Below are 23,234 nucleotides of genomic sequence, written 5' to 3' on the forward strand. Positions count from 1 at the left end.
AACGCTGTTGCGAAGTCATGGTTTTGATTGAACCAGACTCCACAATGCAACGACCCAAGAGCAGCGTTTGTGTCAACCGCCGCCCAGCCTCAGCTCTGGCAATTGCCGTTGGCCACCGATGCCACGCCGTTGCAGACGCTCCCGCTGCCTCTGCCGCTACGCGCTGTGTTGATGCGCCGCGGCATCAACGATCTTGATCAGGCCAAGCAATGGCTGACCCCGTCGGCCTTACCACCTGCCGATCAGCACTTTCCAGGACTTCAACCGGCTGTCACCCGATTAATCGCAGCGTGCCAATCGGGCGAGACGCTGGCGATCTGCGGTGATTACGACGCCGATGGGATGACCAGTACAGCTCTGCTGATCCGAGCGCTGCAACCCCTTGGTGCCCGTCCGGTCGCCGCCATTCCCAGTCGCATGGATGACGGCTACGGCCTGAATGTGCGCATGGTCGAAGAGCTGCATCAGCAAGGGGTGCGCTTACTGGTCACAGTCGACAACGGGGTCGCAGCAGAAGCGGCCCTGGCGCGGGCCAAGGATCTGGACGTGCAGGTGATCATCACGGATCACCACACCATTCCGGATCCTCCGCCCCAGGCGCTTGCCCTGCTTCACCCCGCCACCACGCCTGTCGATTCCCCTTACCGGGGCCTGGCAGGTGTTGGACTTGCCTATGTGTTGGCACGATCGTTGGCCGAAGCGCTGGAGAAGCCCGAGGCGATCTCCAGTGCTCGCGATCTGTTCTGCATCGGCACGATTGCTGACATGGCACCGCTGACTGGAGCGAATCGGGCATGGCTTCGTGAAGGCCTTGATCACTTACACCGCACCCGTTGTGCTGGTTTGAGGGCCCTGCAACAACTGAGCGGTCTGGAGGATCGAGCACTGCGTGCTGATGATGTCGGATTTCAGATCGCTCCCAGGATCAATGCCGTCGGTCGACTGGGAGAACCCTCGTTGGTGGTGGATCTGCTCACCGAAAACGACACCGATACCGCAGTTGAGCTGGCCCGGAAGTGTGATGGGCTCAACCGTCAGCGGCGTGAGCTCTGCGACGCCATCGAAGCGGAAGCCGTCGCCTTGGTGGAATCCAACGCCAAGTCGATCGCACCCTTTCTTCTCCTGGCACAAGGCCACTGGCACCACGGGGTGATTGGAATCGTGGCTGCTCGTTTGATGGAGCGTTACCAGCGACCGGCTGCTCTCCTCGCTGCCGACGGAGAGGGAATGATGCGCGCATCTGTCAGAGCCCCGGAAGGGTTCGCCGTGGATCAGGCCTTGCAAGCCTGCGCCGACCACCTCGATCGTTTTGGTGGTCACCCTGCTGCTGGGGGATTCACTGTGAAGGCGGAACGGGTCGCGGCGTTGCACGCTCAGCTCAATGGCATTGCTGAGCACTGGATGGAGTCGCGTTTGAAGGGCCGCGTTGTGAAGCCCGAAGCGCTGCTTCGCTTTGAGCAGATTGACCGCTCCCTGTGGACCTCGCTCAGAACGCTGGAGCCCTTCGGCATCGGCAACCCCGCTCCCCTGTTCTGGGCGCGCAACTGTGATGTGCTCGAACAACGAATGCTGCGCGGTGGGCACTTGAAACTGCGCCTGCGCCAAGGAGCCACCCTCCTCGATGCCATCGCCTGGCGTTGGCGCGAGAACGCAACCATTCCGGATCAGATTGATCTGGCCTTCCGGCTGTCAATGAACCGTTGGCAAGGGGAGGAGCGCCTCCAGCTCGAAATCGTGGCCTTGCGTGCGCATCACAGCACCATGCTTCTCCAACGGGGGCAGCAGACCTACAGCTGTGAGCAACGCGACGGGACGCAGATCACCCTCACCAACCCTGATGGCGCACAGCTGATTGTGCAAACCGGGGATGACGGGCTGCTTCAGTGCGACGACAGCAGAGCATCCCACCCCTACGTTGCAAGCCTGATCGAAGAGGCCGCCATCGGTCTCGGCATGCAGCCATGAGGTCTGACCCGCGGCACCACGAGCATCTGTTCCCTGGACTGGTGGACCGACGGGCTTCGACCGTCAAAGCCCTGGCCCGTCATTTCATCGGGTTGGTGGTGGTGGGCATTGCCATTGGCCTGGCGTGTTGGCCTTTGAACGTGGTCGATCGTCTGCAGTCGTTGCTGTTTGCGCGGTTGCCGACAACGGCCTCAGCATGGTCATGGCCAGGGGTTGGCATCGCACTGCTGCCAGTGGTGGTGATGCCGACACTGCTGATGCTGCAACGCGGCCCCTGGCGCGCCGGGGCTGGGTCCGGCATTCCTTCCACCATGAATGCGCTTGAGGATCCCGGCCTGATGCCCAGCGCCATGGCGACGCCAGGCACCGTGCAACGGGGGATTCTCTGGTCGATTGCCACTGCCGCGATGTTCCCCCTTGGGCGTGAAGGGCCCGTGGTTCAAGTGGGTGCAGCTGTGGCACGCGCGATCCATCGACGCTGGGGCCAATGGCTTCCAAGCCTGAATGAAAGGCAGATGGTCGCCATCGGGGGTGGTGCGGGACTAGCCGGTGGGTTCAACACCCCCCTGCTCGGAGCGGTGTTCATGTTGGAGGAACTCAGCACCGATTACGCCATCACAACCATCTGGCCTGCTCTGGTGATCAGTGTGGCGGCCGCCGGCTTCAGCAACCTCGGCGGCCAGCCCATTTTCGGCCTGGGAGTGATCAACGTGATGACACCGGAACCGGATCAACTGTTGATGGCTCTGCCGATCGGCGTGGCCGGCGGGATCGTCGGTGGCTTGTTCAGCCGGGGATTGGTCTGGGCCACTGGCCGAATCTCCCCAATGGTGCAGCGCTATCCAATCCGCACTGGCCTGTGTCTTGGTGGCGGGCTATGTCTCTTGGCCCTCACAACCTGGGGCACCAGCACCGGAGACGGTGAATCGTTGTTAAGGCAGCTCATCCAAGAGGGCATGCCCAATGGCAATCCTGATGGGGGCTCATTGTTTATCGGTCTGAGCAGTCTTTGGATCACTGCAGGGAGGGTAATCGGTCCGATGCTGGCTCTCGCACCAGGAGTGCCTGGAGGTCTTATCGACCCGTCCCTCACCTTCGGAGGCTTGCTCGGCTACACCATCTGCGCGGTGCTCGGGTTCAGTCAACACCTAGGGATTGCCCTAGGACTCGCCGCCGGGCTCTCAGGGGCCACGCAACTTCCCCTGGTTTCGATCGTGTTTGCGTGGCGACTGACAGGCGACCAGCAACTGTTCGCTGGTGTGGTTTTGGCCGCTGTGATTGCTGCATACACGGGCCGGCTGATTGCACGCCAGCCCGTTTATCACGCACTCAGCCTGCTTCAGAGAGCGCCGCGACGATAGAAAAGGATGAAGATCACGGCTGGGCCAGCAAGGGTGATCAGGGCGAGAGCCCCAAAGTTTGCGATCAGATGAAAATCGATACCCATGGGGAAAGAACGGCAATCCGTGGCAATGATCTCATCAAGCTAGAGAACACGCCAGTGGATTCAGCCCCACATCCCCTGCCACTGTGATGGCTTGTCACAGCTTTCAGCCATGGCACACGGCACACCGACCTGGACCTGCATCCATCACTGCGGAGCCTGTTGCCGATTGGCGCCGGAAGAACGGCAGGAAGCGTTAGACGCCCTCACTGAAGAGCAGAGAGAGACCTATCTCGGCATGGTCGGTGAAGACGGCTGGTGCAAGCACTACGACAGTGGTGGACGTCGCTGCCGGATCTACGCGGAGCGCCCGGACTTCTGCCGGGTCAGCAGCCTCGCTGATCTCTTTGATGTGCCGGCCGAGGACACCGATGCCTTTGCCATTGCTTGCTGCAATCAACAGATTCGTTCGCTCTATGGCGGTCGAAGCAGTGAGATGCGTAGGTTTACGCGTGCTGTGAACCGAACCGTCAAAGGGAATGCCTGAGGTCGAGACCACCAACAGAGCATCCCTGTCGCCAGACACCGTTGCGTCAAAAGAGCAAAGCCAGGGGCTTGGTTTCACAGCCGTGATGCTGAGCACCTTCACAACGGTGTTTGTTGCTGAGCTCGGGGATAAAACCCAACTGGCAACGCTGTTGCTGTCGGCTCAATCCGGCCAACCCTTGCTGGTGTTCATCGGGGCAGCCTTTGCCCTGATCTGCTCGAGCCTGGTGGGGGTGCTTGTGGGCCAATGGCTGTCCAAGATCCTGCCGCCCGAACGCTTGGAGCAAATGGCAGGAGTGCTGATGGTCGGATTAGGGCTTTGGCTGGGATTTCAGGCCCTGCAGTCGCTGATCCAACACTCGATTTGATCTCTCGGATCCATGGATTTCCCCCTGTTGCTGTCCACCTTTCTGACGGTGTTCCTCGCAGAGCTTGGCGACAAAACCCAGCTGGCCACCGTCGCAATCAGCGGCACCTCTAACCGACCGCTGGCGGTCTTTATCGGTTCATCCAGTGCCTTGGTGTTGGCCAGCCTGATCGGTGCCATCGCCGGTGGATCAATGGCCAACGTCGTCCCCGCTGAGGTGCTTCAACTGATTGCCTCGGTGGGTTTTCTGGTGATCGGTCTACGTCTGCTTTGGCCGATGCTGAAAGGAATGCAAGAACCCCTTGGTTCTGAGCAGGACTGACTGCTGACGGGCCCTTAGAGTCGTGGTTCGCCAGGGATCCTGCCCTCCATTCCCTGAACGTCGGTTCAGGGCAGTGGTCATTGGTGATCACCACCCCCGGTCCTGTAGGCCGGCCAGCCCAAAGCAACGATGAAGTTCTCGGTCGCCGATCTCCTCGACCATCTGCCAGTTTCCGGTTCACTCGAAACGGCGAAGCTTGAAAAGATCCTCCGGCTCAGCAACCGCGCTGAAAAAGAGGGCCTCAGCTTGGCGCTGCAAAGCCTGAACAAGCTGGGATTGCTTCAGTTGGGCGACGACGGCGCTGTCTGCCGTGGAGACGACAGCGACTTGATCGAAGGGCGACTGCGTTGCAGCAGCAAAGGCTTTTGCTTCGCCATCCGCGAAGACGGCGGCGAAGACATCTATATCCGCGACCATCAGCTCAATCACGCCTGGAATGGCGATCGTGTGCTGGTCCGCATCACGCGCGACGGAGGCCGAAGACGGTCACCCGAAGGTGGCGTTCAATGCATCTTGGAGCGCAACACCACCAGTCTTCTCGCTCAGATCGACCGTCAGGAGGAGCGTCTGCTGGCGTTGCCCCTCGACGACCGCGTCTTGGCAACCATTGAGTTGCCGGATGCTGATGCCAGCCATCTGAGCGATGGCACAAATCCCTCGGTGGTCGAGGTTGCCGTTGACCGTTTCCCCGTCGCCCAATTCGCAGCCCGCGGTCATGTGGCGCGTCCCCTACCGCTGGATGCAGGGCCGGATGGAGACAGGGAACTTCTACTGACCAAAGCCCATCTGCATCAGCGTCCCGCGGCCCCTCGAGCGACCGCAAAAGCCCCTTCCACCAAGAAACGGCACGACCTCACAGCCCAACCAGCCCTGTTGCTCCAGAGCTGGTCGGGAGCACAAGCTCCATGCCTTCCAGCAGTGCACGTCGAACCCCACGACGGTGGCTGCAGATTATGGATTCATGCCCCAACTGTGGCCGAGCGCCTCAACGGAGGCAGCAGCATCGACCAGTGGTTACAGGAGCAAGGAGAAGCGCTCTGCCTGGGTGACACCTGGCAACCACTTCTCAGCAACAACCTCACGCAAGCATCCAAATTCAGTCCAGGCACCACCCAGGAGGCGATTTCACTGCGCGTTGATGTTGATGCCGATGGTCATCTGGGCGAGTGGCAATTTCAGCTCAGCACCGTGCGGCCCGTTGCCTCAGTGACCAGCGAGGCGATGGCGGCTCTCGCCGCTCGCAAACCCAAGGCGCGTACGGTTCCCGCAGCGTTGAAGCCTCTCAAGGATCATCTAGGCCAACTGGAAACTCTCCTGTTCTGTGCCCGCAGTTTGAACAAGGGATTCCAGCAGGACGGAGCCATTGAACTGGATTTACCGAATCCGCAGGTCGAGCCGCTTGGCGATCTGCGCTATTCGCGCCCGGATGCCTGTCTTCATCAATGGTTAGCCCCGTTACGGGAAGACGACCCCAACGCCATTCTCGCAGTGCTGATCCGCGCGGCAGACCGTTGTTGGGCGATGCATGCTGCAGACCTCAAATTGCCCGCCCTGGTTCTTGAGTCTCCCGAAGCCGATGGCTCAACGCTGACGGATGTGGCCAAGACGGCCATTGGCCTGGATCTCCCGCTCGAACTGGATGAAGACGGCACCCCATCCCCTTCCGATCTGGCCAAAGCCTTCAAGGACAGCCCGCTGCGACGGATGCTGGAGCTTCAGATGCGCCAAGCGTTCAGCGATCCGATGGTGCGTTTGAAAGGTCTGGCACCAAACCAACGAACGGACAACGACGACACGACGTCTGATCAGGCTGACGAGGCCACGACGCAGGTCAGTGAGAAAGCCCTGGCTGGCACGGGTGGAGCCCCTTGGTGCTGCCCAACCCTTCACGCCACGGATCTGATCAATCAACAAGTGCTCAGCACGCTTCTCAACGATGGCAAGGACCGTCCCACCGTTCGCCACAAGGAAAAGGTCACTCTGGGGCTGCGCGGTGTGGGTGGATCGATCACGTGGCCTCTCATCACCGCCTCGCAGGAGCAAAAGCTGTTCGACAACCTCAAGGAACGGCAGATCCTGCGGCTGAATAACCGCCGTCGCCAAGTCGCCGAGCTGGAGAAAGATCTCGTGGCTATGGCACAAGCTCGCAGTGCTGAACCGATGGTTGGTGAGGAGCACCCTGGTCGGATCAGTGGTGTCCAGAGTTACGGATTCTTTGTTGAACTCCCTCCAGCGATGGTGGAGGGAATGGTGCATGTCAGCTCCCTCAACGACGACTGGTATGAATACCGATCCCGTCAAAACCGTCTGGTCGGTCGACGCAATCGACGTGTTTATCAAATTGGTGATGAGGTGACTGTGCGCGTGGTCAAGGTGGACGTTTTACGCAACCAGATCGATCTCGACATCGTGACCACGGAGATTCAGAAAGACGACGATCATTCGAATCTTCCCGTTGCTGTTAGCGACGCCTGAAGAGAGGAGTCATCCTTGTCGAACCCCATCAACAACGACGTGGACTCACTCCCGTACGTGCTTGCGGTGAGTGGAGCTTCAGCCCAACAACTGGCAGAACGCTCACTACAGCTGCTTCTTGAGAACGATCGTCATGTGCACCTGATTCTCAGCCGCGGGGCCCACGAGGTGTGGTCTGCGGAATTGGAGGTGCATGTTCCTGTCGAACCGGAGGCCCAGGCCCGTTTCTGGCGTGATCGCCTTAAGTGCAGCAAAGGAACCCTGGAATGCCATCGCTGGAACGATCAAGCGGCCAGCATTGCCAGTGGCAGTGTTCGCACGCGCGGGATGGTCATCGTCCCCTGCAGCATGGGCACCGTCGGGCGCATTGCCGCCGGTGTGGCCACCGACTTGGTTGAGCGTTGCGCCGATGTTCATCTCAAAGAAGGGCGCCCCTTGGTACTGGCACCCCGGGAAATGCCATGGAATCTGATTCATTTGCGCAATCTCACCTCACTGGCTGAAGCCGGCGCCAGGATTGCTCCGCCGATTCCAGCCTGGTACACCCAACCCAAGACGCTTGATGACATGGTCGATTTCCTGGTGGTTCGACTCTTCGACGGACTCGGTGAGTCTCTGAAGCCGATTCAGCGATGGCGGGACACTGACGCATGACCCGTCTGCAGAAACTTCTGCTGTTGCCCTGCCTGAGTCCTTTGGCTGTCGCCCTGGTCGTTGGCGGTTTGAATCTGCGGCAACCGACGGCTCTGCGCCTGCTGACGTGGCGCTCGGGCAATTTGCCGATGGGAGCGTGGATCGCACTGGCCGCTGCCGGCTCTGCCCTGTTCACAGCAGGGGCGTCTCTGACAGCAGGAGCCACCGCCACTCCCTTACGCCGTCAAGTCCATCGCCCGATTGGGTGGGAGAGTGACGCGGAGCCAGCCTGGCGACCAAGATCCGAGGATTGGCCCAGGGATGCAGACCATTCAGAGGCGACACCGTCCACAAACCCGACGATGGTGTGGCCTGAACGCGATGTGCGCGACCCAGCTCCCACCGTGTCCGTCCCTTTCAAAGTGGTTAGACGGGGATCAAGACCCTTCAGTACGGCTTCAGCACGCGGTGACTCCAGCGTCAGCAGTGCGTCCTCGAGCAACAGCAGCACCGAGGAGGAGACGAATCCTCAAACAGCTTCCACGCCAACCACGGGCTTAAGCACCGACGACTGGGATCAACCCTTGCCTGGAGGCTGGTGATCCTTGCCCAGAGCTGATTACAGTTCCGCCAGTGAAGGAAATCTGGTGAGCGAAACTCCAGCTAAAGCCACCCCAACTCCTGCTGAAAAACCGGCAAAGCCTCCCAAGCCGGAAGACAAGCCTTTTGATGCCTTCATTCAGGAGGATCTTCTGCCAGCTGTCCGCAAGGGCATCGTCGATCGCGGCATTACGCCCTCGGTGTTGGATCTTCGCCAAGGGGAGCGCCCCGTTGTCGGCGGCAGCTGCTGGATGCTGTACGGCGAACTGCCTCCGGGTCGGCGCTTCTGGCTCTGTTTCTCCGAACCATCCATCGGCGCTGACAAGACCATCGCCCTGGCTGACCCAGGGACCGACGCCAGCCTGTTGGAGTCGTTTCTGATCGATGAGAAACGCATGAGCCTGGCGCTCCTTCAGTCGCGGCTGTTGCAACGTCTCAATGGTCAGAAATGGCTGGGAGGCAACTGACGCTTAACACGACCACCCGGCCTCTGCCGCAAGGCGCCTACATTGGTCACCACTGAAGATCAGATCCGATGGTGCCCCCCACCGCCGTCAGCGAAGCCGCAGCACCGGGTTCCGCCGTTGCCGTCAAGGACCCGGTGAAGGACACGATCCTGACGCCGCGCTTTTACACCACCGACTTCGATGCGATGGCGGCGATGGACCTCCGTCCGAACGAGGCCGAGCTTGAAGCCATCTGTGAAGAGTTCCGCAAGGACTACAACCGTCACCACTTCGTTCGCAACGAGGAATTTGAAGGTGCCGCCGACAAGCTCGATCCCAAGACTCGCGAAGTCTTCGTCGAGTTCTTGGAGCAGAGCTGCACCTCTGAATTCTCCGGGTTCCTTCTTTACAAGGAATTGAGCCGCCGGATCAAAACCAAGAACCCCCTTCTGGCCGAGTGTTTTGCTCACATGGCCCGTGATGAAGCCCGCCATGCAGGCTTCCTCAACAAGTCGATGAGCGACTTTGGGCTGCAGTTGGATCTCGGTTTTCTAACGGCCAACAAGAAGTACACCTTCTTCAAACCGAAGTTCATCTTCTACGCCACCTATCTGTCCGAAAAGATCGGCTACTGGCGTTATATCGCCATCTTCCGCCACCTCGAAAAAAATCCTGACAGCAAGATCTTCCCGATCTTCAATTTCTTCGAGAACTGGTGTCAGGACGAAAATCGTCATGGCGACTTCTTTGACGCCCTGATGAAGGCGCAGCCCGACACTGTGCGTGGATTCAGGGCTCGTCTTTGGTGCCGCTTCTTCCTTCTGGCCGTCTTCGCCACCATGTACGTGCGTGATGTCGCCCGTAAAGAGTTCTATGAAGCCCTTGGTCTCGACGCCCGCGAATACGACCGCATGGTGATCGACAAGACCAACGAAACATCGGCACGGGTCTTCCCTGTTGTCCTCGACGTCAAGAACCCCAAATTCTGGGACGGCCTCGAGAACCTGGTGAACAACAACGCAGCCCTCGCTGCTGCTGACGCCAGCGGAGCTCCTGCTCCTGTGAAGCTGATCCGCAAGCTTCCCCATTTCGCAGCCAATGCGCTGCAAATGGCGTCCCTGTTCTTCATGGCCCCTGTGCGCAGCGAGAACTACCAACCGGCGGTGCGCTGATCGCTGCACCGACGCATTCATCAATGCCCGGCGAAGGCCGGGCATTTTTGTGTTCAGTTCTCCATAATCGAAGCTTGTCGCAAGCGGACGGTTTGGTCGCATCCCATCCAGCGGAACGCCATGACCTTGGGCTTGATCCCGGTCAGACGCAATGGAAATCACGGCTGGAAGCCCTGTTGGGAGAAGGGGCTCGGGCTGGGGCCGACCTGGTGGAGGTGTTTCTGGAACGCACCGATCACATCGGTGTTTTGGCTGAACAGGACACGATCACCAGTGTCAGCCCTGCCTTTGGCATGGGTGCTGGCATCCGCGTGTTCAAAGGCCACCGTGATGGCTTTGTCAGCACCAATGATTTGAGCGATGCCGGCCTGCTGCTGGCCCTCGATCAGGCTCTGGCCATGCTCAGTCTTGAACGCAACGCTGCGGCATCACTCAAGGCGTTCGAGGGATTGAAGCCCTTACGGGATTTCGCGATCGATAAACATCAGTGGTTGTCCCAGTCGCCTGATCTGGCCACCAGCACCGCATTGCTGCTCCAGGGCACCAATCTTCTGGAACGCCACGGCAAACACCTTGATGTGCGCCGTGGCTCCTACTCCAGAGACTGGCAGGAGGTGCTTGTCGCTGCAAGTGATGGAACCTTCGGGCACGACATTCGTTTGCACCAATCCAGCGGTCTGAGCGTGCTCGCTGCCGACGGTGAACATCGCGCCAGCATCGGCCGCCGTTACGGAACGACGGATCGCCCCGATGATCTGCGCAACTGGGATGTCGAGTCCAGCGCCATCGAGGTCTGCAGCAGTGCAGCCAAGATGCTCTACGCCGACTACGTCGATGGTGGGCAGATGCCCGTGGTCCTGGCCAACCGCTTCGGCGGGGTGATTTTCCACGAAGCCTGCGGACACTTGCTGGAAACCACTCAGGTGGAACGCGGGACCACCCCTTTCGCCGACCAGGTTGGTGAAGCGATTGCACACTCAGCAGTCACCGCCATCGATGAAGGGTTAAGTGCCGGAGCCTTCGGTTCGATCTCCATGGATGACGAGGGCATGGAATCAGAGCGCACCGTTTTGATTGAAAACGGCGTTCTCAAGCGATTCCTCAGCGATCGAGCAGGAGAAATGCGCACGGGTCATGCACGCACTGGAAGCGGCCGTCGTCAGAGCCACGGCTTCGCTGCGGCCAGCAGGATGCGCAACACCTACATCGCCGCTGGTCCCCACAAGCCGGAGGACCTGATCAGTTCGATCGACAAGGGCCTTTACTGCAAATCCATGGGGGGCGGAAGCGTCGGCGCCACTGGTCAGTTCAATTTCTCCGTGGAGGAGGGTTACTTGATTGAAAACGGACAGCTCGGCCAACCCGTGAAAGGCGCCACCTTGATCGGTGAAGCCAAAGAAGTGATGCCCCGCATTTCCATGTGCGCCGATGATCTCGACCTGGCCGCTGGGTACTGCGGATCCGTGAGCGGCAGCATCTTCGTCACCGTGGGGCAGCCCCACATCAAGGTTGATTCCATCACTGTCGGAGGCCGCTGAACATGACCACCACACCCTCGACTGCAGCATCTACGCCCCTCAACGTGCATGCGTTGCGCGATCAACTTCATGCGCTGGCCAAGCGCGACGGCATCCAGCGTTGGGATCTGGGAGCCAGTTGCAGCACCAATGCTTCGGTGCAGGTGGATCGAGGCGAAGCCAAACAGATGAAGGCATCGCAGCGCAGTTCCATCACGGTGCGCGTCTGGAATGAGGCAGGCCTTGTTGGCATCACAAGCACCTCGGATCTGTCCCAGTCAGGCCTCGAAAAAGCACTGACGGGAGCGAAAGAAGCCAGTCGTTTTGGCAATGCTGATGACGTACCCGGCTTCTCCCCTCTGGCGACAGCACCGATCCCTGAGCTGGACCGGCCCCTTCAACCTGCCCAGGGGATTCAGACCCTGCTTACGCGCCTCAAAGCTGCCGAGCATGATCTGCTGGCCCATCACAAGGCCATCGAAACGGTCCCTTACAACGGATTGAGTGAGGGCAGCAGTGAGCGCATCTACCTGAACAGCGACGGCGCCCTGCGCCAGATGCAACGCACCCAAGCCAGCCTCTACCTCTATGCCCGTGCCGAAGAAGCAGGGCGCAAGCCGCGCAGTGGTGGCGCTGTTCGCGTGGCCCTCGGCAGTCAGGGACTGGATGTTCAGGGATGTGTTGAAGAGGCAGCCCAGCGCACCATCAGCCATCTCAACTACCAAGCGATTGACACCGGTCGCTATCTGATCTGCTTCACCCCTGAGGCCTTTCTCGACCTGCTTGGTGCATTCAGCAGCCTGGTGAACGCCCGCGCGGTACTCGATGGGGTCAGCCTCAGTCAGGTCGAATCCCTCGGCACCTCAGTGGCCGTTCCGTTCTTCTCCCTGCACGACAACGGTCTGCATCCCGGTCACGTCGGCGCCGCACCCTTTGATGGAGAGGGGACACCGACACAACGTCTGTGCCTGATTCACAACGGCCGGTTGGAGAGCTTCCTGCATTCGGAAGCCACAGCCCGCCGTTTCGGCGTGGCCCCCACGGGTCATGCGGGCCTTGGCGCCAAGGTGTCGGTTGGTCCTGACTGGTTTGAAGTGGGCACCAGTGAGGGAACCAGCAGTGGAACCACCCATCTGCACCATGCCACCACAACAGAACCTTTCGTGCTGATCGAAAGCCTCAATGCCCTCCATGCCGGGGTGAAGGCCAGCCAGGGGTCGTTCTCGCTTCCATTTGATGGCTGGCTGGTGCGCGGAGGTGAACGCATCTCGGTGGAATCAGCCACCGTTGCGGGTGATATCCGCGAGGTTCTCAATGGCATCGTGCATCTTGAAGCCGATGCCAAGGTGACGCACCAGGGCGTCTGCCCCCATGTCTGGGTGGATGGACTGGCCATCACCGGTGAGGCCTGAGCTCAAGCGCAAGATCCTGCTGTGAAGATCCTTTATTGGGGCACCCCTGCCTATGCGGTGCCCACCCTTCAGGCCCTTCATCAGGCTGGTCACGCCATCGTTGGCGTTGTGACGCAGCCCGATCGCCGACGGGGACGGGGGAAACAACTGGTGCCCTCGCCCGTGAAAACAGCGGCCCTCGAGCTGGGCATCCCTGTGTTCACCCCCGAACGGATTCGCAAGGAGCCTGACTGCCAAGCCGAGCTGGCACGATTGGGCGCTGATTGTTCGGTGGTGGTGGCTTTTGGCCAAATTCTCCCCAAAGACGTGCTGGAACAACCGCCTCTTGGTTGCTGGAACGGCCACGGTTCCTTGCTGCCTCGTTGGCGAGGAGCGGGCCCAATCCAGTGGTCCTTGATGGAAGGAGACGAGGCAACGGGGGTTGGGGTGATGGCCATGGAGGAAGGGCTGGACACCGGTCCTGTGTTGCTGGAAGAAGCCCTGCCGATCGGGGTGCGTGAAAACGCGGAATCCCTGGCGTCACGGCTCAGTCAATTGACGGCTGAGCTGATGGTCAAAGCCATGCCGCTGATCGAAGCCGCGGGTCCCGGTCCGGAGCATGAGCGCCTTGCCCGTCTGAACGTCCGCCCACAAACCGAGCCCAGCAGTTACGCCCGCATGTTGGCCAAAGAGGATTTCCAGATCAACTGGAACCGCTCAGCTCTGGCCATTCATCGGCAGGTGATGGGGCTCTATCCCGGTGCCACCACGCACTGGAAAGGCAAACGTCTCAAAGTGATGGTCACTGAACCATTGATCAAGCGTCTCTCCGACCACTTGAGTTCAGAAGCAGCGGCTCTGGCGGAGCAATGGGGTCTCTCGGCTGGCGAAACGCCAGACCCCTCCATTCATCCAGGCCAGGTGCTTGCCGTTGTGCCGGATCAGGGCTTGGTGGTGGCCTCCCAAGGCTGTCCACTTCTGGTGAAGGAAGCCCAATTGGAGGGCAAATCCCGGAGTCAAGGGGCACAACTGCTCCAGCAGTTGCAGGCCTGCGAAGGGGATCGCCTTGGCCTAAGCGATCAATAGTTGATAGGCGTCATTGACACGACGGAATGCATCGGCGGATCCCCCCATGTCGGGGTGGTGCTGCTTCACAAGACGGCGGTGGGCCTGCTTGATCCGATCGCGGCTGGCGCCCCAGCTCAACTCAAGAGCGGCATAGGCCGCCACGCGGCGAGGATCAGCACCACGTGGAGCGCCAACGTTGTGATGGTGGTCTGACGAAGCCTGTTCAGACGACTGATCATCAGCCCGACGATCCGTACGGCGCTGATCACTGCGCGTGCGCCGTCCACCCTGGCGCCGGGCCAGTCGTTGGCGAAGCTCGGCGACCACACGCGCTGGGTCTTCATCAAGCCATTCATTGGTGCGCACCCCATACAAAGCGAAGGCCGCCAAAACGGCCCAATGTTTCTTGGTTGTCGGGGTACCAATTGCATCGAACAAGTCACGTCCCAACCCCGGCAACAACCGATCAAGACGCTGCTGAAGGGTGAGATTGGCGTGGAAACTTTGGCGGTTGAGCTGATCCACCAACTCCACTAATCCCTTCTGGCGCAGCACGGACCAGCCAGGTTGGCCCGCTAGAAGCTCACCCCAGTTCTCCACCTGCCGGGCATTGACGCGAGCCGGTTCGGGTTCGCCTTGCGAGCCCTGCCAGCCCCAAGCCTGGCCACGGAAGGGCTGAGGATCTCGGCGCGCACTGCGTTCAAGCCGCTCCAGCTGTAAACGGAGGTGGCGCACTTCCCTGCGCAAGGCTTCATTTTCCGCCAGCAGCGTCTCAACATTGCTGGTGACCTCGCGGGCACGGGGCTCCGATGACCAGCGTCGTGGATCAAAGCCCATGCGCAGTTCAGTGAACGATCAGCGTTGAGGGGGGCGCCCGGAGCGCTTGGGACGACCGGATGCAGAGCGCGAGGATCCACCCCTTGACCCGCCACCACCACGATTACGTTCGTGATGATTACGGGTCGGCCCTCCCCCACGGGGAGAGCGTCGCCCACGGCCTCCACTGAGATCGAGGGGTGGAGCGTCAAGAACAGTGGGTTCAAAACCGGGAACCAGCACCTTCTCAAGCGATTCACGGGTGGTGCGTTCAATTGCTTTGAGCAGCAGTGCCTCCTCTGCTGCAACGAGGGAGATCGCATGGCCACATTCACCGGCACGACCGGTGCGGCCGATGCGATGCACATAGTCCTCCGCCACGTTGGGTAAATCCAGATTCACCACATGGGGTAGCTGCTGGATATCGATCCCGCGGGCGGCGATGTCGGTCGCCACCAACACGCGCACCGATCCATCCTTGAAGCCCTGAAGGGCACGGGTGCGTGCACCTTGGCTTTTGTTGCCGTGGATCGCAGCAGCGACAAGTCCTTCGTTGGTGAGCTTCTCCGCCACACGGTTGGCGCCATGTTTGGTTCTTGAGAACACCAGCACCTGCTGCCAGTCGTTCGAGCGGATCAGATGACTGAGCAGATCCGGTTTCCGCTTCATGTCACAGGGGTGCACCACCTGCTGAACCGTGCGTGCCGTCTGATTGGGCGGTGTGATCTGAATCTGAAGCGGATCATTGAGCAACCCGGTGGCCAACTTCCGGATGGATGGACTGAACGTGGCCGAGAAGAGAAGGTTTTGACGCCGCTCGGGGAGCCGCGACAACACGCGACGGATGTCGTGAATGAATCCCATGTCGAGCATGCGATCCGCTTCATCCAAAACGAGAAATTCGACCCGCTCGAAGCGAACTGCTCCCTGCTGATGCAGGTCTAGCAGGCGTCCGGGAGTCGCCACCAGCAAGTCAACTCCCTGTTGCAAGCGCTGGATCTGGGGATTGATCTTCACGCCACCAAACACCACCTCACTGCGCAAGCGCAAATGACGGCTGTAGTCCCGCGCATTGTCGAGCACCTGGGCCGCCAGCTCACGGGTCGGTGTCAACACAAGTGCTCTGATCTGCCCGCGACCTGGCCGGGCCCCATGGCTGAGCGTTTCCAGCATGGGCAGGGTGAATCCCGCCGTTTTGCCGGTGCCGGTCTGGGCCGCTGCCATCAGATCTCTACCGCTAAGAACGGCCGGGATGGCTTGTTCCTGAATGGGAGATGGGGTGCTGTAGCCCTTCTCCCGCAGTGCCTGAAGCAGAGGGGCGCTCAAGCCCAGGTCGTCGAACGTTGCTTTGGCAGTTAGGGCAGAAGAAGCAGAAGCGGTGATGGTCATCAAGCGATGACCGTTAACCCTAGGAGCTGGAGCGACCAGCTTGGATTGGGACTCTTCAGTGGCAACCGTAGAGGTGGTGCGCTTGCTGCCAGACCTCGTCAAGATCCTGATCAGAAAGCACGAGCGCCTGGGGATGCATCTGGGTCAACCAGGCACGGCGTTGGCCCCGTTGCTGCTGAGAAAAGAATTGGTCTTCCGCAGCCAGAACCCGAAATTTGAGAAACTCCAGCAGGATCGCTCGAGATCGCAGCCGCTGAGAGTCGCTGATCTCCATCAGGTCAGGACAGAGACGGTGCAGCACAGACCAGCGTTGCCGCGGTAGCAATCACGGTCCAACGAACGACTTGAGCCATCGTGATGACGAGAGTGTGTGGGTAGTTTTACCTAATAGCTTCAGGAGTGGAAGTCGTGAAGGCCACACCCGTCTGATTCAGGCACATCACCGCGATGCAACCTCAGACGCGAGGGATCGACTCCGAGTTCCACAACTCCGCCTGCAGGAAACGCATCGATCCAAGGAGCCAACACTTCAAGAACCGATGACGGCTGCCAATGCCTGGCTTTGGTTTCGGGATGGGGGTAGTAAACCAACGCAGGCCAGCTGCGCCGTTGCTCCAGATCGCGAAGGTGAACCGACCAGAAGGAGAAGGTTTCCGGTGGATGGAGGTCTGTCCAGCACAAATTGGGAAAGTGATAGTCGGGTTGCTGCAGTGACCACCAAGCCGGTGCAACGGATAGGTTCAAGGTTCCGAGCCAGTAGGCACTGAGGTCCAAACCCAGAGCTGCAAAGAATGGGGCTTGCATCGCCAAGGTGCCCTGTGGATAAGGCGACGCGCTGCGCTGAGGATCGCTATTGGCAATACCAGAGGCCACACCATGGCCGTTCACGCGCTGACAGCGGTGCCAGCACCAAGGATCCAACTCCATCAACCCTGGCGAAGTTCGTAGTGGGTGCATTGCTCGCATGGGCCATCCGGGAGCACGGCACACCGCAGCAGGGGGCTTAAGGCATTGAAGCGGCAGCTTGGATCACCAATCACCCATCCATGGCGATAGCGGTTCGCATCGGCAGGCTGCTGTTGTTGCTTGACCAGCAACACCACAGAGGCGAGCTGGTAGCGACCGGAACGGAGGGAGTAACGATGACGCCGTTGCAGCACGAAATAACTGGCCGAGCCAAGCTCGAGCCAACGCCCGGGATGGGGCGTGTCTGCAAGGTCAATGCGATCAAGCAGTCGCTCGCTACCCGACTGACGTAACTCAACAAGCATGGTCAGGCGGGTTCAGAAGCTGGAGGAATACGGGTGGAAAAGCCCCAAACCAGGAGTGCAATCACGCTGCTCAGCATTACCCATTCGGGAACATGAAGGGTGTTCAACAGCAAGGTGATCAACAGCTTGAAACCCACCAAACCAACCGCCACATAACCGGCGGTCTCAAGCCGAGGGAAAATTTCCAACCAACGAACGAACAGGCCTGATGTAAAACGCAGGGCGATCACGCCAATTAAGGCGCCTGTCACCACCAGAATCAGTTGGTCGCTGATCGCAACCGCCGTCGCCACGCTGTCGACGGAAAAGGCCAGATCCGTTAGCGCCAAGGCCAATACCGTGCGGAGCAGTGATCCAGCAGACGCCGATTCAGGGGTGCCGTCAGCGTCAATGTCATCACCGGAAGCGGCAGTTTTGGAGCGCAGATGGCCGATGAACAACCACACCAGGTAGGCACCTGCGATCAGTTGAATCGGCTTAAAAGCCAAAATCCACTGCGCCATCAGGATCAAAGCAGTCCTGAGCGCGAAGGCCAGACCAATGCCCAGGTTGAGAGCCTGACGCTCTCGCAATGGGTCTCGTTGATCACGCGCGATTGCCGCAAGGGCAATGGCGTTGTCAGCCGAAAGGATCAGCTCAAGTGCGACCAGCACGGGAAGCAAAGGCAAAAGCTCACCCCAGCGGTCGACGCCATCCAGAAGGGGAGTAAGGGATGGAAGTGCTGCTGAATCCATGGGCAGCAGCCTAGAAATAGTCAGCTCATCGCAGCGGAATGCGCACCCAGGCTCAGCTGTGCCACATCGACGCCAATCGCTGTGTGGTGCTGGTAACCGCCTATGGCGAGACGGATGTGATGGGTAGTGCTCTTGGCGAGGGGGCGACAGCAGAGCAAGCGGAAGACCGTGCTCTGCAGCGACTGAACGATCGTTTCAGCAATGCCTCCGACGGTCCAGTTCGCCTCTCCAAGGCAGAACCAGTCAAACGACTGCCAGCGAACGCACCAGAACTACCACCAGATGAGGCCCCCACACCTGAACCGTTAGAAACCCCGGAAACACCAAAACCGCAGGGAGCACCATCGACACCGGCCCCTCCAAAGGCGACCAACGATGCGATGCAAGCGGAGCTGATGATGCCATCGACCAGCGCAGAGTCATCACCTCCCAGTGAGGCCCCTACAGATCCAGAGGATTGGAGCGATGAGCTAGCGGCGGTGGACCTGGAGCTCCAACGCATCGGTTGGGACCGAGAGCAGGAACGCAGTTACTTGGAACGCGCCTTTGGCCATGGCAGTCGCCACAAGCTCACGCGCTATAGCGACTTAATCGCTTACATCAAGCGACTGAAAGCTCTGGAGCCAGGAACGTCGGTCGAAGCCGCTCCAGTGCCATTGCGCCGCGCCGATCTGATCACCCAAGGCGATCAGATGCTGCAAACGTTGCAGTGGTCTGGCGAGCAAGCCCGTAGCTTTCTCCAACAAGAGCTCGGAGCGACAAGCAGACAATCCTTAAGCGATGAACAATTGCTGACGTTCAACATGTTGCTTGAAAACCAGTTGGTCAATACGCCCGCCTAATAGGGCTTCGGGCTCGCTGTCCAAAACATGCAGGCGTTCCAGCAGATGGCGCATCCCTCAGCTGAGGGATTGCATCACAGGCAAGAAAAATCCCCGCTCTTGGCGGGGCAGAAATTTGATGTGTTGTGGTGGGGGGTGGTGATCAGTCCACGATTGCTGCCCAGACATTCCCATCTGGGTTTCTACGGGTTTCGCCAGTAGGCATCTGGTTCCGCGACTTTGTTGATCAGAGCAGAAAATTGTCCCTTCCAAGCTGCAATTGGTCTGCTGAGGTATTTAAAACCAGAGCCATTTTGTCATTACCGTCCCATATCCAAGCACCATCATTACCATCAGACAGTCTGAGATCGACGTCAACGCCAAGGCTAATCATGTCCTCCCCATCGCTGAAATCCACAATTGTGTCGTAACCGTCGCCTTTCGATAGAACAAATAAATCAGCACCTCTACCGCCGCGAACCCGGTCCGCTCCGGTACCTCCTTGCAGCAAATCACTGCCCCAACCCCCACTTAAATCATCATCGCCTTGGCCGCCATACAGCTGGTCATCGCCAGTCCATCCAATGAGTTCATCAACGCCATCACCTCCATCGAGGATGTCTTCCCCCCAGCCGCCAAAGAGGAGGTCATCACCATCGCCGCCATGGAGTTCGTTATTGCCAATTATTCCCCAAAGCCTGTCATTACCAGCACCGCCATCCAAATTGTCATTACCAGCTCCGCCATTTAAGACATCGTCACCGACTCCACCGTGTAAAACATCGTCATCGTCATCGTCTCCGCCTTTTAAGTAGTCATTGCCGGAGCCACCCTCAAGCGTGTCGTTACCAGACCCGCCTTCAAGCCTGTCATTACCAGACTGGCCTTCAAGCGTGTCATTGCCAGAACCGCCGTTTAGATAGTCATTACCTGAATTCCCGTAAAGATTGTCGTTTCCTGCTTTGCCATAAATCCGGTCGTCTCCTGAGTATCCACGAATGGTGTTATGAGAGTCGTCCCGTAAATACGGTCGTCGAAGTTCATGCCAATGCCAAAGACACGGATGGGGCGAACGCGGCGAGTCAATGCCATGAGATCAGTAGCGGTTGAGGGTCTCCCCTCGCGATGTACTCACCATCTCCCGATTCACCAGCTGATGTGATGACCTCGCTTACGACGATCTGTGATCTTGCCCATAAGTGAGTACAAGCATTAAAAAACCCCGCTCATGGCGGGGTCTGCTGGTCAGATGGCATCAATACCAACGGTTTGAACCGGGGCCGACATCAGGCTCAGAGATAAAGCGGTGAAGAGTCGGGGGCTTGAGCCGAGATGTACCAACATCAGGCTCAGAAATGTAGCCATGGAGTTTTGGACGCTGTTGACGGTAGTCAAATTTGAACCTACCAAACTTCCAGCCTCCGCTGATTGTTTGCAGTTGATCAAGTGTGAGTTTGTTTTTGCTCATTGGTTTGAGTGATGTGGTGGAGGAGTGATCCTCCGATACACACACCATCTATCAAATCCACATTTGATCCAGTGATGTCAACCAAAGGTGGCTGTGACCTTGAGCACAAAAGCCTCAATCGAACAGCAAATGTTTGCAGTGAAATGAGCCAATCCGCCTATTCACTCATGAATTCAGCTGAACACCTATGCCAAAACAAAGGGGTCCATTGGATGAGACGGCTACAGCTTCAGCCTTGGAGAATGCACATGCTCCAAGCCATCCCATTGAGAGGGGTGGCTTTTTATTGGCTGTCGATCCATCCAACAAATGGCGACATCAGGGATTGAAGGACTTAGCAGGTAACGCTGAATCACATTGCCCTTTGGTGTTTGGGAACGTCCTTGCGGAGGGCTGATCAGCCTGCAACCTGAAGCGCCAGCTCCAGAACACCAAGGCCGAACAAGAAGGTGCCCGCCAGCAGACCCAACTCTTTCTTTGAACTAGCCACAGTCAAAGCACCAGTCGCAACAACAATCGCCCCCAGAATTCTAAAGGAAATCGGAAGGAAGGATATGTCGGCAGGTAACGACCCCTGTAAAGCTGCGTGAAGTGGTGTCGCCATGCACAAATTCTCCCATGACGAGTAATTGCCTTATAAGAACTTCATGACGAAGCGTTTAGGGCTCTTCTTGGTCCAGTGCCAGTGGATCCCCTTGAGAGCCACATAAAGATGAGGCATTTGAACAGCACGTATTGAAGGAGGATGTCAATACTCAGTTGCACTGCCTGAGTTCATCTGATCCGATGCTTACCCGGACGTGATCAAATAAAGCTGGTTGATGATTCAGAGACCATTGCCAGGGGTCGCGTCTACACACCAGCAATGTGCTGATTCGAACTGTGGCAGAGACAGCTCGAATGCCTTCATCCTGATCACTAGCATCCAGAAGGACATTGGGTGAAAACAGACTGGCAAGGACTGCCAGAATGTCCACCACCACTCAGTTTTTCAAACTCTGAATCTGAAAGTTCGAGCGAAGCATTGGTGAGTTCAGCAGGAGAAATCTGAAACCCAGCCTCAATTGAGATCGCAAGAACTGAATCCATATCAACAGCAGCTTTGAGCCTCCCCTGTAGAACACTGTTACCTTTAACCTCTTCCAAGAACGCATTCAGTTGCTCTTCTGACATCGACAGATTTGTTTCTTTTGAAGTCATAGCAATGCTAAGCAACGGAGACTGCAAACCATCAAAAACACCACCATCTGACCAGCCTGAGTGGATCACTCATGGTTCTTCGATGTCGGCGACACGACAGAGCCCACTAGCGGGAGCACGACCTCACCTGATGGGGGGGGGGATTTGCGGCATCATCTATCCCCCAACTGGGTTGTCATGGCCTGAAGTTCCAAATCCCACTTTTGTTGCTAAGCAGACACCACATCAATCACCAGCAATACACCAGAAAAGCGAGGAGCTCTCACCAGGCTGACCAACGCCCCTTCACCATTGCGCTGGGGAAGGTGACTGCAACGACATCACAACCGATGCAAGCCCCTCTCACACTTCAATCAACTCTGGCATTTGTTGGCGGCATCGCTGGCGGAGCACTCGTCACGTTCGGATCAGCTGTGGCAGTGAACAGCCTTCTTCTCATAACAAGCCCAATGAACGCAAAGGCATGCGTTATGACGATTCCAGCTGAAGGTGCCAGGAGTTCAAGCCTGCCGCGTCAATCTCCTGGATGTGGAATCCAAGCATTCTGATGAATGACCTGGAGTGGCAAACCTAAAACAGATCACACCACGCTGAAGTGACTCCAATGCGATCAACACTGGAGTCACCCTGCCGTTGTGATTAGAAATCAGAATTTGTTCGCGCGCATCCAGCCAACCGCACCCGATTGTGCATTTGCAGATGCCGTTTGTGTGGCTTGATTATGAATCACGCGGACTTTGTACCAAAGCCCCTTTTGGCCTGAAAGTGTGCGGGTCACACCCTGCACAAAAATGACTGAAGACCCACTGGCAACCAATCCACGGTGCACATTCGGACAACCGGAGTTGATCGAAGCAACTGTTGCTGGTGTTTGAGCACCGCAATCGCGAAGGAAACCCGCTGCACGCGTCGTTTGGTGCAAATGGGGTTCATCGCACGCATAGGCAGGGCCCAGAGCAGTGGCAGCGAGGCAACCGATCGCACCAAACAGAACGCCTTTTTTCAGAGCAACCCTTGCAGTGTTCACGATGCGGTCACGACGGGTCTCACGGACAACGTTCCGTTCTTGGTGCACGAGGTTCTTGGGAGCAAGCATTGGTTTTGGGCGTTGCGATAGGGATAGCAGAGGTCTCCCTCTGGCTCACACACCATCGCCGTGATCGGCACTCACACCAGTGAGCTCGCTCAACTGTGGCTGTGATCTTGGTCACAGGCGAACGCAATCAAGTTGTTCTGCTCGGTGAACGAGCACTGCATCCCTCAGTCGAGGGATGATGAGTCAGGCCCACATCCCTCAACTGAGGGAAAGAGCTTGATTCTGAGAACTTGTACTCAGGTCCTTTTCCCAGAGGTGGACCTAGACCGTGATCACGACCCGGGGGCGACACCAGCCGTCAGGTCTCCGGTGAGGCCAGGAAGCGACACTCCTCACCATCACGGTCATCTCCTCTGGTTGTAGGTGTCAGAGGCGATGGCCCCTGAGCTGCTCAAATCAAAGCTGAGTCCCCCAAAAGGCCGACCAGCGGTCTTCCAGGGTTCACTTCAGCGTTGCCGATCGGATGGGCTGGATAGGCTCGACAACATCCAGGCGCCGAGCGTGCACACTGCAGCTCCAAAAGCGAGAAAAGCGACGAGTTTGGTTTCCATAG

Annotated in this window: 25 protein-coding genes; 14 read left to right on the top strand and 11 right to left on the bottom strand. The window is 58.4% G+C overall.

Annotated elements, in window-relative coordinates:
* Nucleotides 1–69 precede the first annotated feature (69 nt).
* Together recJ and RS9916_RS04090 are read left to right on the top strand one after the other, a co-directional pair.
* On the top strand, nt 70–1,965 hold the full coding sequence (gene recJ, locus RS9916_RS04085; protein WP_007097978.1) for a single-stranded-DNA-specific exonuclease RecJ: 1,896 nt from the start codon (nt 70–72) through the stop codon (nt 1,963–1,965).
* Nucleotides 1,962–3,326 (top strand): chloride channel protein, encoded by a 1,365-nt coding sequence (locus RS9916_RS04090; RefSeq protein ID WP_007097979.1) that lies wholly within the window; start codon nt 1,962–1,964, stop codon nt 3,324–3,326. The genes recJ and RS9916_RS04090 overlap by 4 nt, the downstream gene beginning before the upstream one ends.
* On the opposite strand, the gene psb30 is transcribed toward RS9916_RS04090, so the two are convergent.
* A complete protein-coding gene (gene psb30, locus RS9916_RS15380) occupies nt 3,305–3,412 on the bottom strand; it encodes a photosystem II reaction center protein Ycf12/Psb30 (RefSeq protein WP_006041509.1) in 108 nt (35 codons plus the stop codon). The two genes, RS9916_RS04090 and psb30, sit on opposite strands and share 22 nt — an antisense overlap.
* 109 nt (nt 3,413–3,521) lie before the next feature.
* Between psb30 and RS9916_RS04100 the strand changes: the two genes are divergently transcribed.
* The 11 genes from RS9916_RS04100 (at nt 3,522) to fmt (ending at nt 13,904) form a co-directional block, all read left to right on the top strand.
* Complete coding sequence (locus RS9916_RS04100; protein ID WP_007097980.1) at nt 3,522–3,896, top strand: YkgJ family cysteine cluster protein; 375 nt, start codon at nt 3,522–3,524, stop codon at nt 3,894–3,896.
* 85 nt (nt 3,897–3,981) lie between these two features.
* Nucleotides 3,982–4,263, top strand: a complete 282-nt coding sequence (locus tag RS9916_RS04105; protein WP_050752298.1) for a TMEM165/GDT1 family protein — start codon at nt 3,982–3,984, stop codon at nt 4,261–4,263.
* Between the two features lie 12 nt (nt 4,264–4,275).
* Nucleotides 4,276–4,584 (top strand): TMEM165/GDT1 family protein, encoded by a 309-nt coding sequence (locus RS9916_RS04110; RefSeq protein ID WP_007097982.1) that lies wholly within the window; start codon nt 4,276–4,278, stop codon nt 4,582–4,584.
* A gap of 129 nt (nt 4,585–4,713) precedes the next feature.
* Nucleotides 4,714–7,059: an RNB domain-containing ribonuclease gene (locus tag RS9916_RS04115; RefSeq protein ID WP_007097983.1), complete on the top strand. Its 2,346-nt coding sequence runs from the start codon at nt 4,714–4,716 to the stop codon at nt 7,057–7,059.
* 15 nt (nt 7,060–7,074) lie between these two features.
* On the top strand, nt 7,075–7,713 hold the full coding sequence (locus tag RS9916_RS04120) for a flavin prenyltransferase UbiX (protein WP_007097984.1): 639 nt from the start codon (nt 7,075–7,077) through the stop codon (nt 7,711–7,713).
* Nucleotides 7,710–8,294, top strand: coding sequence for a hypothetical protein (locus RS9916_RS04125; RefSeq protein WP_007097985.1), 585 nt, complete (start codon nt 7,710–7,712; stop codon nt 8,292–8,294). The genes RS9916_RS04120 and RS9916_RS04125 overlap by 4 nt, the downstream gene beginning before the upstream one ends.
* A 45-nt stretch (nt 8,295–8,339) precedes the next feature.
* Nucleotides 8,340–8,759 (top strand): DUF2996 domain-containing protein, encoded by a 420-nt coding sequence (locus tag RS9916_RS04130; protein ID WP_038024153.1) that lies wholly within the window; start codon nt 8,340–8,342, stop codon nt 8,757–8,759.
* A 68-nt stretch (nt 8,760–8,827) separates the two neighbouring features.
* Entirely contained in the window at nt 8,828–9,910 is a 1,083-nt protein-coding gene (acsF, locus tag RS9916_RS04135) for a magnesium-protoporphyrin IX monomethyl ester (oxidative) cyclase (protein WP_007097987.1), read from the top strand.
* 74 nt (nt 9,911–9,984) lie between these two features.
* On the top strand, nt 9,985–11,448 hold the full coding sequence (locus tag RS9916_RS04140; RefSeq protein WP_007097988.1) for a TldD/PmbA family protein: 1,464 nt from the start codon (nt 9,985–9,987) through the stop codon (nt 11,446–11,448).
* Between the two features lie 2 nt (nt 11,449–11,450).
* A complete protein-coding gene (locus RS9916_RS04145) occupies nt 11,451–12,839 on the top strand; it encodes a TldD/PmbA family protein (protein WP_007097989.1) in 1,389 nt (462 codons plus the stop codon).
* A gap of 21 nt (nt 12,840–12,860) precedes the next feature.
* Entirely contained in the window at nt 12,861–13,904 is a 1,044-nt protein-coding gene (gene fmt, locus RS9916_RS04150; protein ID WP_007097990.1) for a methionyl-tRNA formyltransferase, read from the top strand.
* On the opposite strand, the gene RS9916_RS04155 is transcribed toward fmt, so the two are convergent.
* From RS9916_RS04155 to RS9916_RS04180, 6 genes are all read right to left on the bottom strand, one after another.
* Complete coding sequence (locus RS9916_RS04155) at nt 13,890–14,723, bottom strand: J domain-containing protein (protein ID WP_007097991.1); 834 nt, start codon at nt 14,721–14,723, stop codon at nt 13,890–13,892. The genes fmt and RS9916_RS04155 overlap by 15 nt on opposite strands.
* Before the next feature lie 18 nt (nt 14,724–14,741).
* Nucleotides 14,742–16,091 (bottom strand): DEAD/DEAH box helicase, encoded by a 1,350-nt coding sequence (locus RS9916_RS04160; RefSeq protein WP_007097992.1) that lies wholly within the window; start codon nt 16,089–16,091, stop codon nt 14,742–14,744.
* A 55-nt stretch (nt 16,092–16,146) separates the two neighbouring features.
* Complete coding sequence (locus RS9916_RS14775; protein WP_038024155.1) at nt 16,147–16,365, bottom strand: hypothetical protein; 219 nt, start codon at nt 16,363–16,365, stop codon at nt 16,147–16,149.
* Nucleotides 16,366–16,484: 119 nt separating this feature from the next.
* Nucleotides 16,485–17,018, bottom strand: coding sequence for a hypothetical protein (locus RS9916_RS04170; RefSeq protein WP_007097994.1), 534 nt, complete (start codon nt 17,016–17,018; stop codon nt 16,485–16,487).
* Complete coding sequence (locus RS9916_RS04175) at nt 17,018–17,362, bottom strand: DUF6464 family protein (protein ID WP_007097995.1); 345 nt, start codon at nt 17,360–17,362, stop codon at nt 17,018–17,020. The genes RS9916_RS04170 and RS9916_RS04175 overlap by 1 nt, the downstream gene beginning before the upstream one ends.
* Nucleotides 17,363–17,364: 2 nt before the next feature.
* A complete protein-coding gene (locus RS9916_RS04180) occupies nt 17,365–18,096 on the bottom strand; it encodes a DUF475 domain-containing protein (RefSeq protein ID WP_007097996.1) in 732 nt (243 codons plus the stop codon).
* Between the two features lie 38 nt (nt 18,097–18,134).
* Between RS9916_RS04180 and RS9916_RS04185 the strand changes: the two genes are divergently transcribed.
* Nucleotides 18,135–18,938, top strand: a complete 804-nt coding sequence (locus tag RS9916_RS04185; protein ID WP_007097997.1) for a hypothetical protein — start codon at nt 18,135–18,137, stop codon at nt 18,936–18,938.
* Between the two features lie 226 nt (nt 18,939–19,164).
* On the opposite strand, the gene RS9916_RS14085 is transcribed toward RS9916_RS04185, so the two are convergent.
* From RS9916_RS14085 to RS9916_RS04205, 4 genes are all read right to left on the bottom strand, one after another.
* Nucleotides 19,165–20,004: a calcium-binding protein gene (locus tag RS9916_RS14085; protein ID WP_369791602.1), complete on the bottom strand. Its 840-nt coding sequence runs from the start codon at nt 20,002–20,004 to the stop codon at nt 19,165–19,167.
* 778 nt (nt 20,005–20,782) lie between these two features.
* Entirely contained in the window at nt 20,783–20,989 is a 207-nt protein-coding gene (locus RS9916_RS04195) for a hypothetical protein (RefSeq protein ID WP_007098001.1), read from the bottom strand.
* Between the two features lie 314 nt (nt 20,990–21,303).
* Nucleotides 21,304–21,654 carry a Nif11-like leader peptide family natural product precursor gene (locus RS9916_RS04200; protein ID WP_232199525.1) on the bottom strand — a complete coding sequence of 117 codons (351 nt, stop codon included), beginning with the start codon at nt 21,652–21,654 and terminating at the stop codon, nt 21,304–21,306.
* Nucleotides 21,655–22,231: 577 nt separating this feature from the next.
* Complete coding sequence (locus RS9916_RS04205) at nt 22,232–22,681, bottom strand: hypothetical protein (RefSeq protein WP_038023246.1); 450 nt, start codon at nt 22,679–22,681, stop codon at nt 22,232–22,234.
* Nucleotides 22,682–23,234: the final 553 nt, after the last annotated feature.

This window comes from Synechococcus sp. RS9916 (genome assembly GCF_000153825.1).
In the GTDB taxonomy this organism is placed as follows: Bacteria; Cyanobacteriota; Cyanobacteriia; order PCC-6307; family Cyanobiaceae; genus Synechococcus_C.

Coding starts and splice junctions, on each gene's coding strand:
- RS9916_RS04155 (WP_007097991.1), bottom strand. CDS start 14,723: ATGGGCTTTGATCCACGACGCTGGTCATCGGAGCCCCGTGCCCGCGAG.
- RS9916_RS04175 (WP_007097995.1), bottom strand. CDS start 17,362: ATGCTTGTTGAGTTACGTCAGTCGGGTAGCGAGCGACTGCTTGATCGC.
- RS9916_RS04110 (WP_007097982.1), top strand. CDS start 4,276: ATGGATTTCCCCCTGTTGCTGTCCACCTTTCTGACGGTGTTCCTCGCA.
- RS9916_RS04105 (WP_050752298.1), top strand. CDS start 3,982: ATGCTGAGCACCTTCACAACGGTGTTTGTTGCTGAGCTCGGGGATAAA.
- RS9916_RS04125 (WP_007097985.1), top strand. CDS start 7,710: ATGACCCGTCTGCAGAAACTTCTGCTGTTGCCCTGCCTGAGTCCTTTG.
- RS9916_RS14775 (WP_038024155.1), bottom strand. CDS start 16,365: ATGGAGATCAGCGACTCTCAGCGGCTGCGATCTCGAGCGATCCTGCTG.
- RS9916_RS04115 (WP_007097983.1), top strand. CDS start 4,714: ATGAAGTTCTCGGTCGCCGATCTCCTCGACCATCTGCCAGTTTCCGGT.
- RS9916_RS04160 (WP_007097992.1), bottom strand. CDS start 16,091: ATGACCATCACCGCTTCTGCTTCTTCTGCCCTAACTGCCAAAGCAACG.
- RS9916_RS04185 (WP_007097997.1), top strand. CDS start 18,135: ATGCGCACCCAGGCTCAGCTGTGCCACATCGACGCCAATCGCTGTGTG.
- RS9916_RS04170 (WP_007097994.1), bottom strand. CDS start 17,018: ATGGAGTTGGATCCTTGGTGCTGGCACCGCTGTCAGCGCGTGAACGGC.
- psb30 (WP_006041509.1), bottom strand. CDS start 3,412: ATGGGTATCGATTTTCATCTGATCGCAAACTTTGGGGCTCTCGCCCTG.
- RS9916_RS04205 (WP_038023246.1), bottom strand. CDS start 22,681: ATGCTTGCTCCCAAGAACCTCGTGCACCAAGAACGGAACGTTGTCCGT.
- RS9916_RS04180 (WP_007097996.1), bottom strand. CDS start 18,096: ATGGATTCAGCAGCACTTCCATCCCTTACTCCCCTTCTGGATGGCGTC.
- RS9916_RS04090 (WP_007097979.1), top strand. CDS start 1,962: ATGAGGTCTGACCCGCGGCACCACGAGCATCTGTTCCCTGGACTGGTG.
- RS9916_RS04195 (WP_007098001.1), bottom strand. CDS start 20,989: ATGGCGACACCACTTCACGCAGCTTTACAGGGGTCGTTACCTGCCGAC.
- RS9916_RS04145 (WP_007097989.1), top strand. CDS start 11,451: ATGACCACCACACCCTCGACTGCAGCATCTACGCCCCTCAACGTGCAT.
- RS9916_RS04100 (WP_007097980.1), top strand. CDS start 3,522: ATGGCACACGGCACACCGACCTGGACCTGCATCCATCACTGCGGAGCC.
- acsF (WP_007097987.1), top strand. CDS start 8,828: ATGGTGCCCCCCACCGCCGTCAGCGAAGCCGCAGCACCGGGTTCCGCC.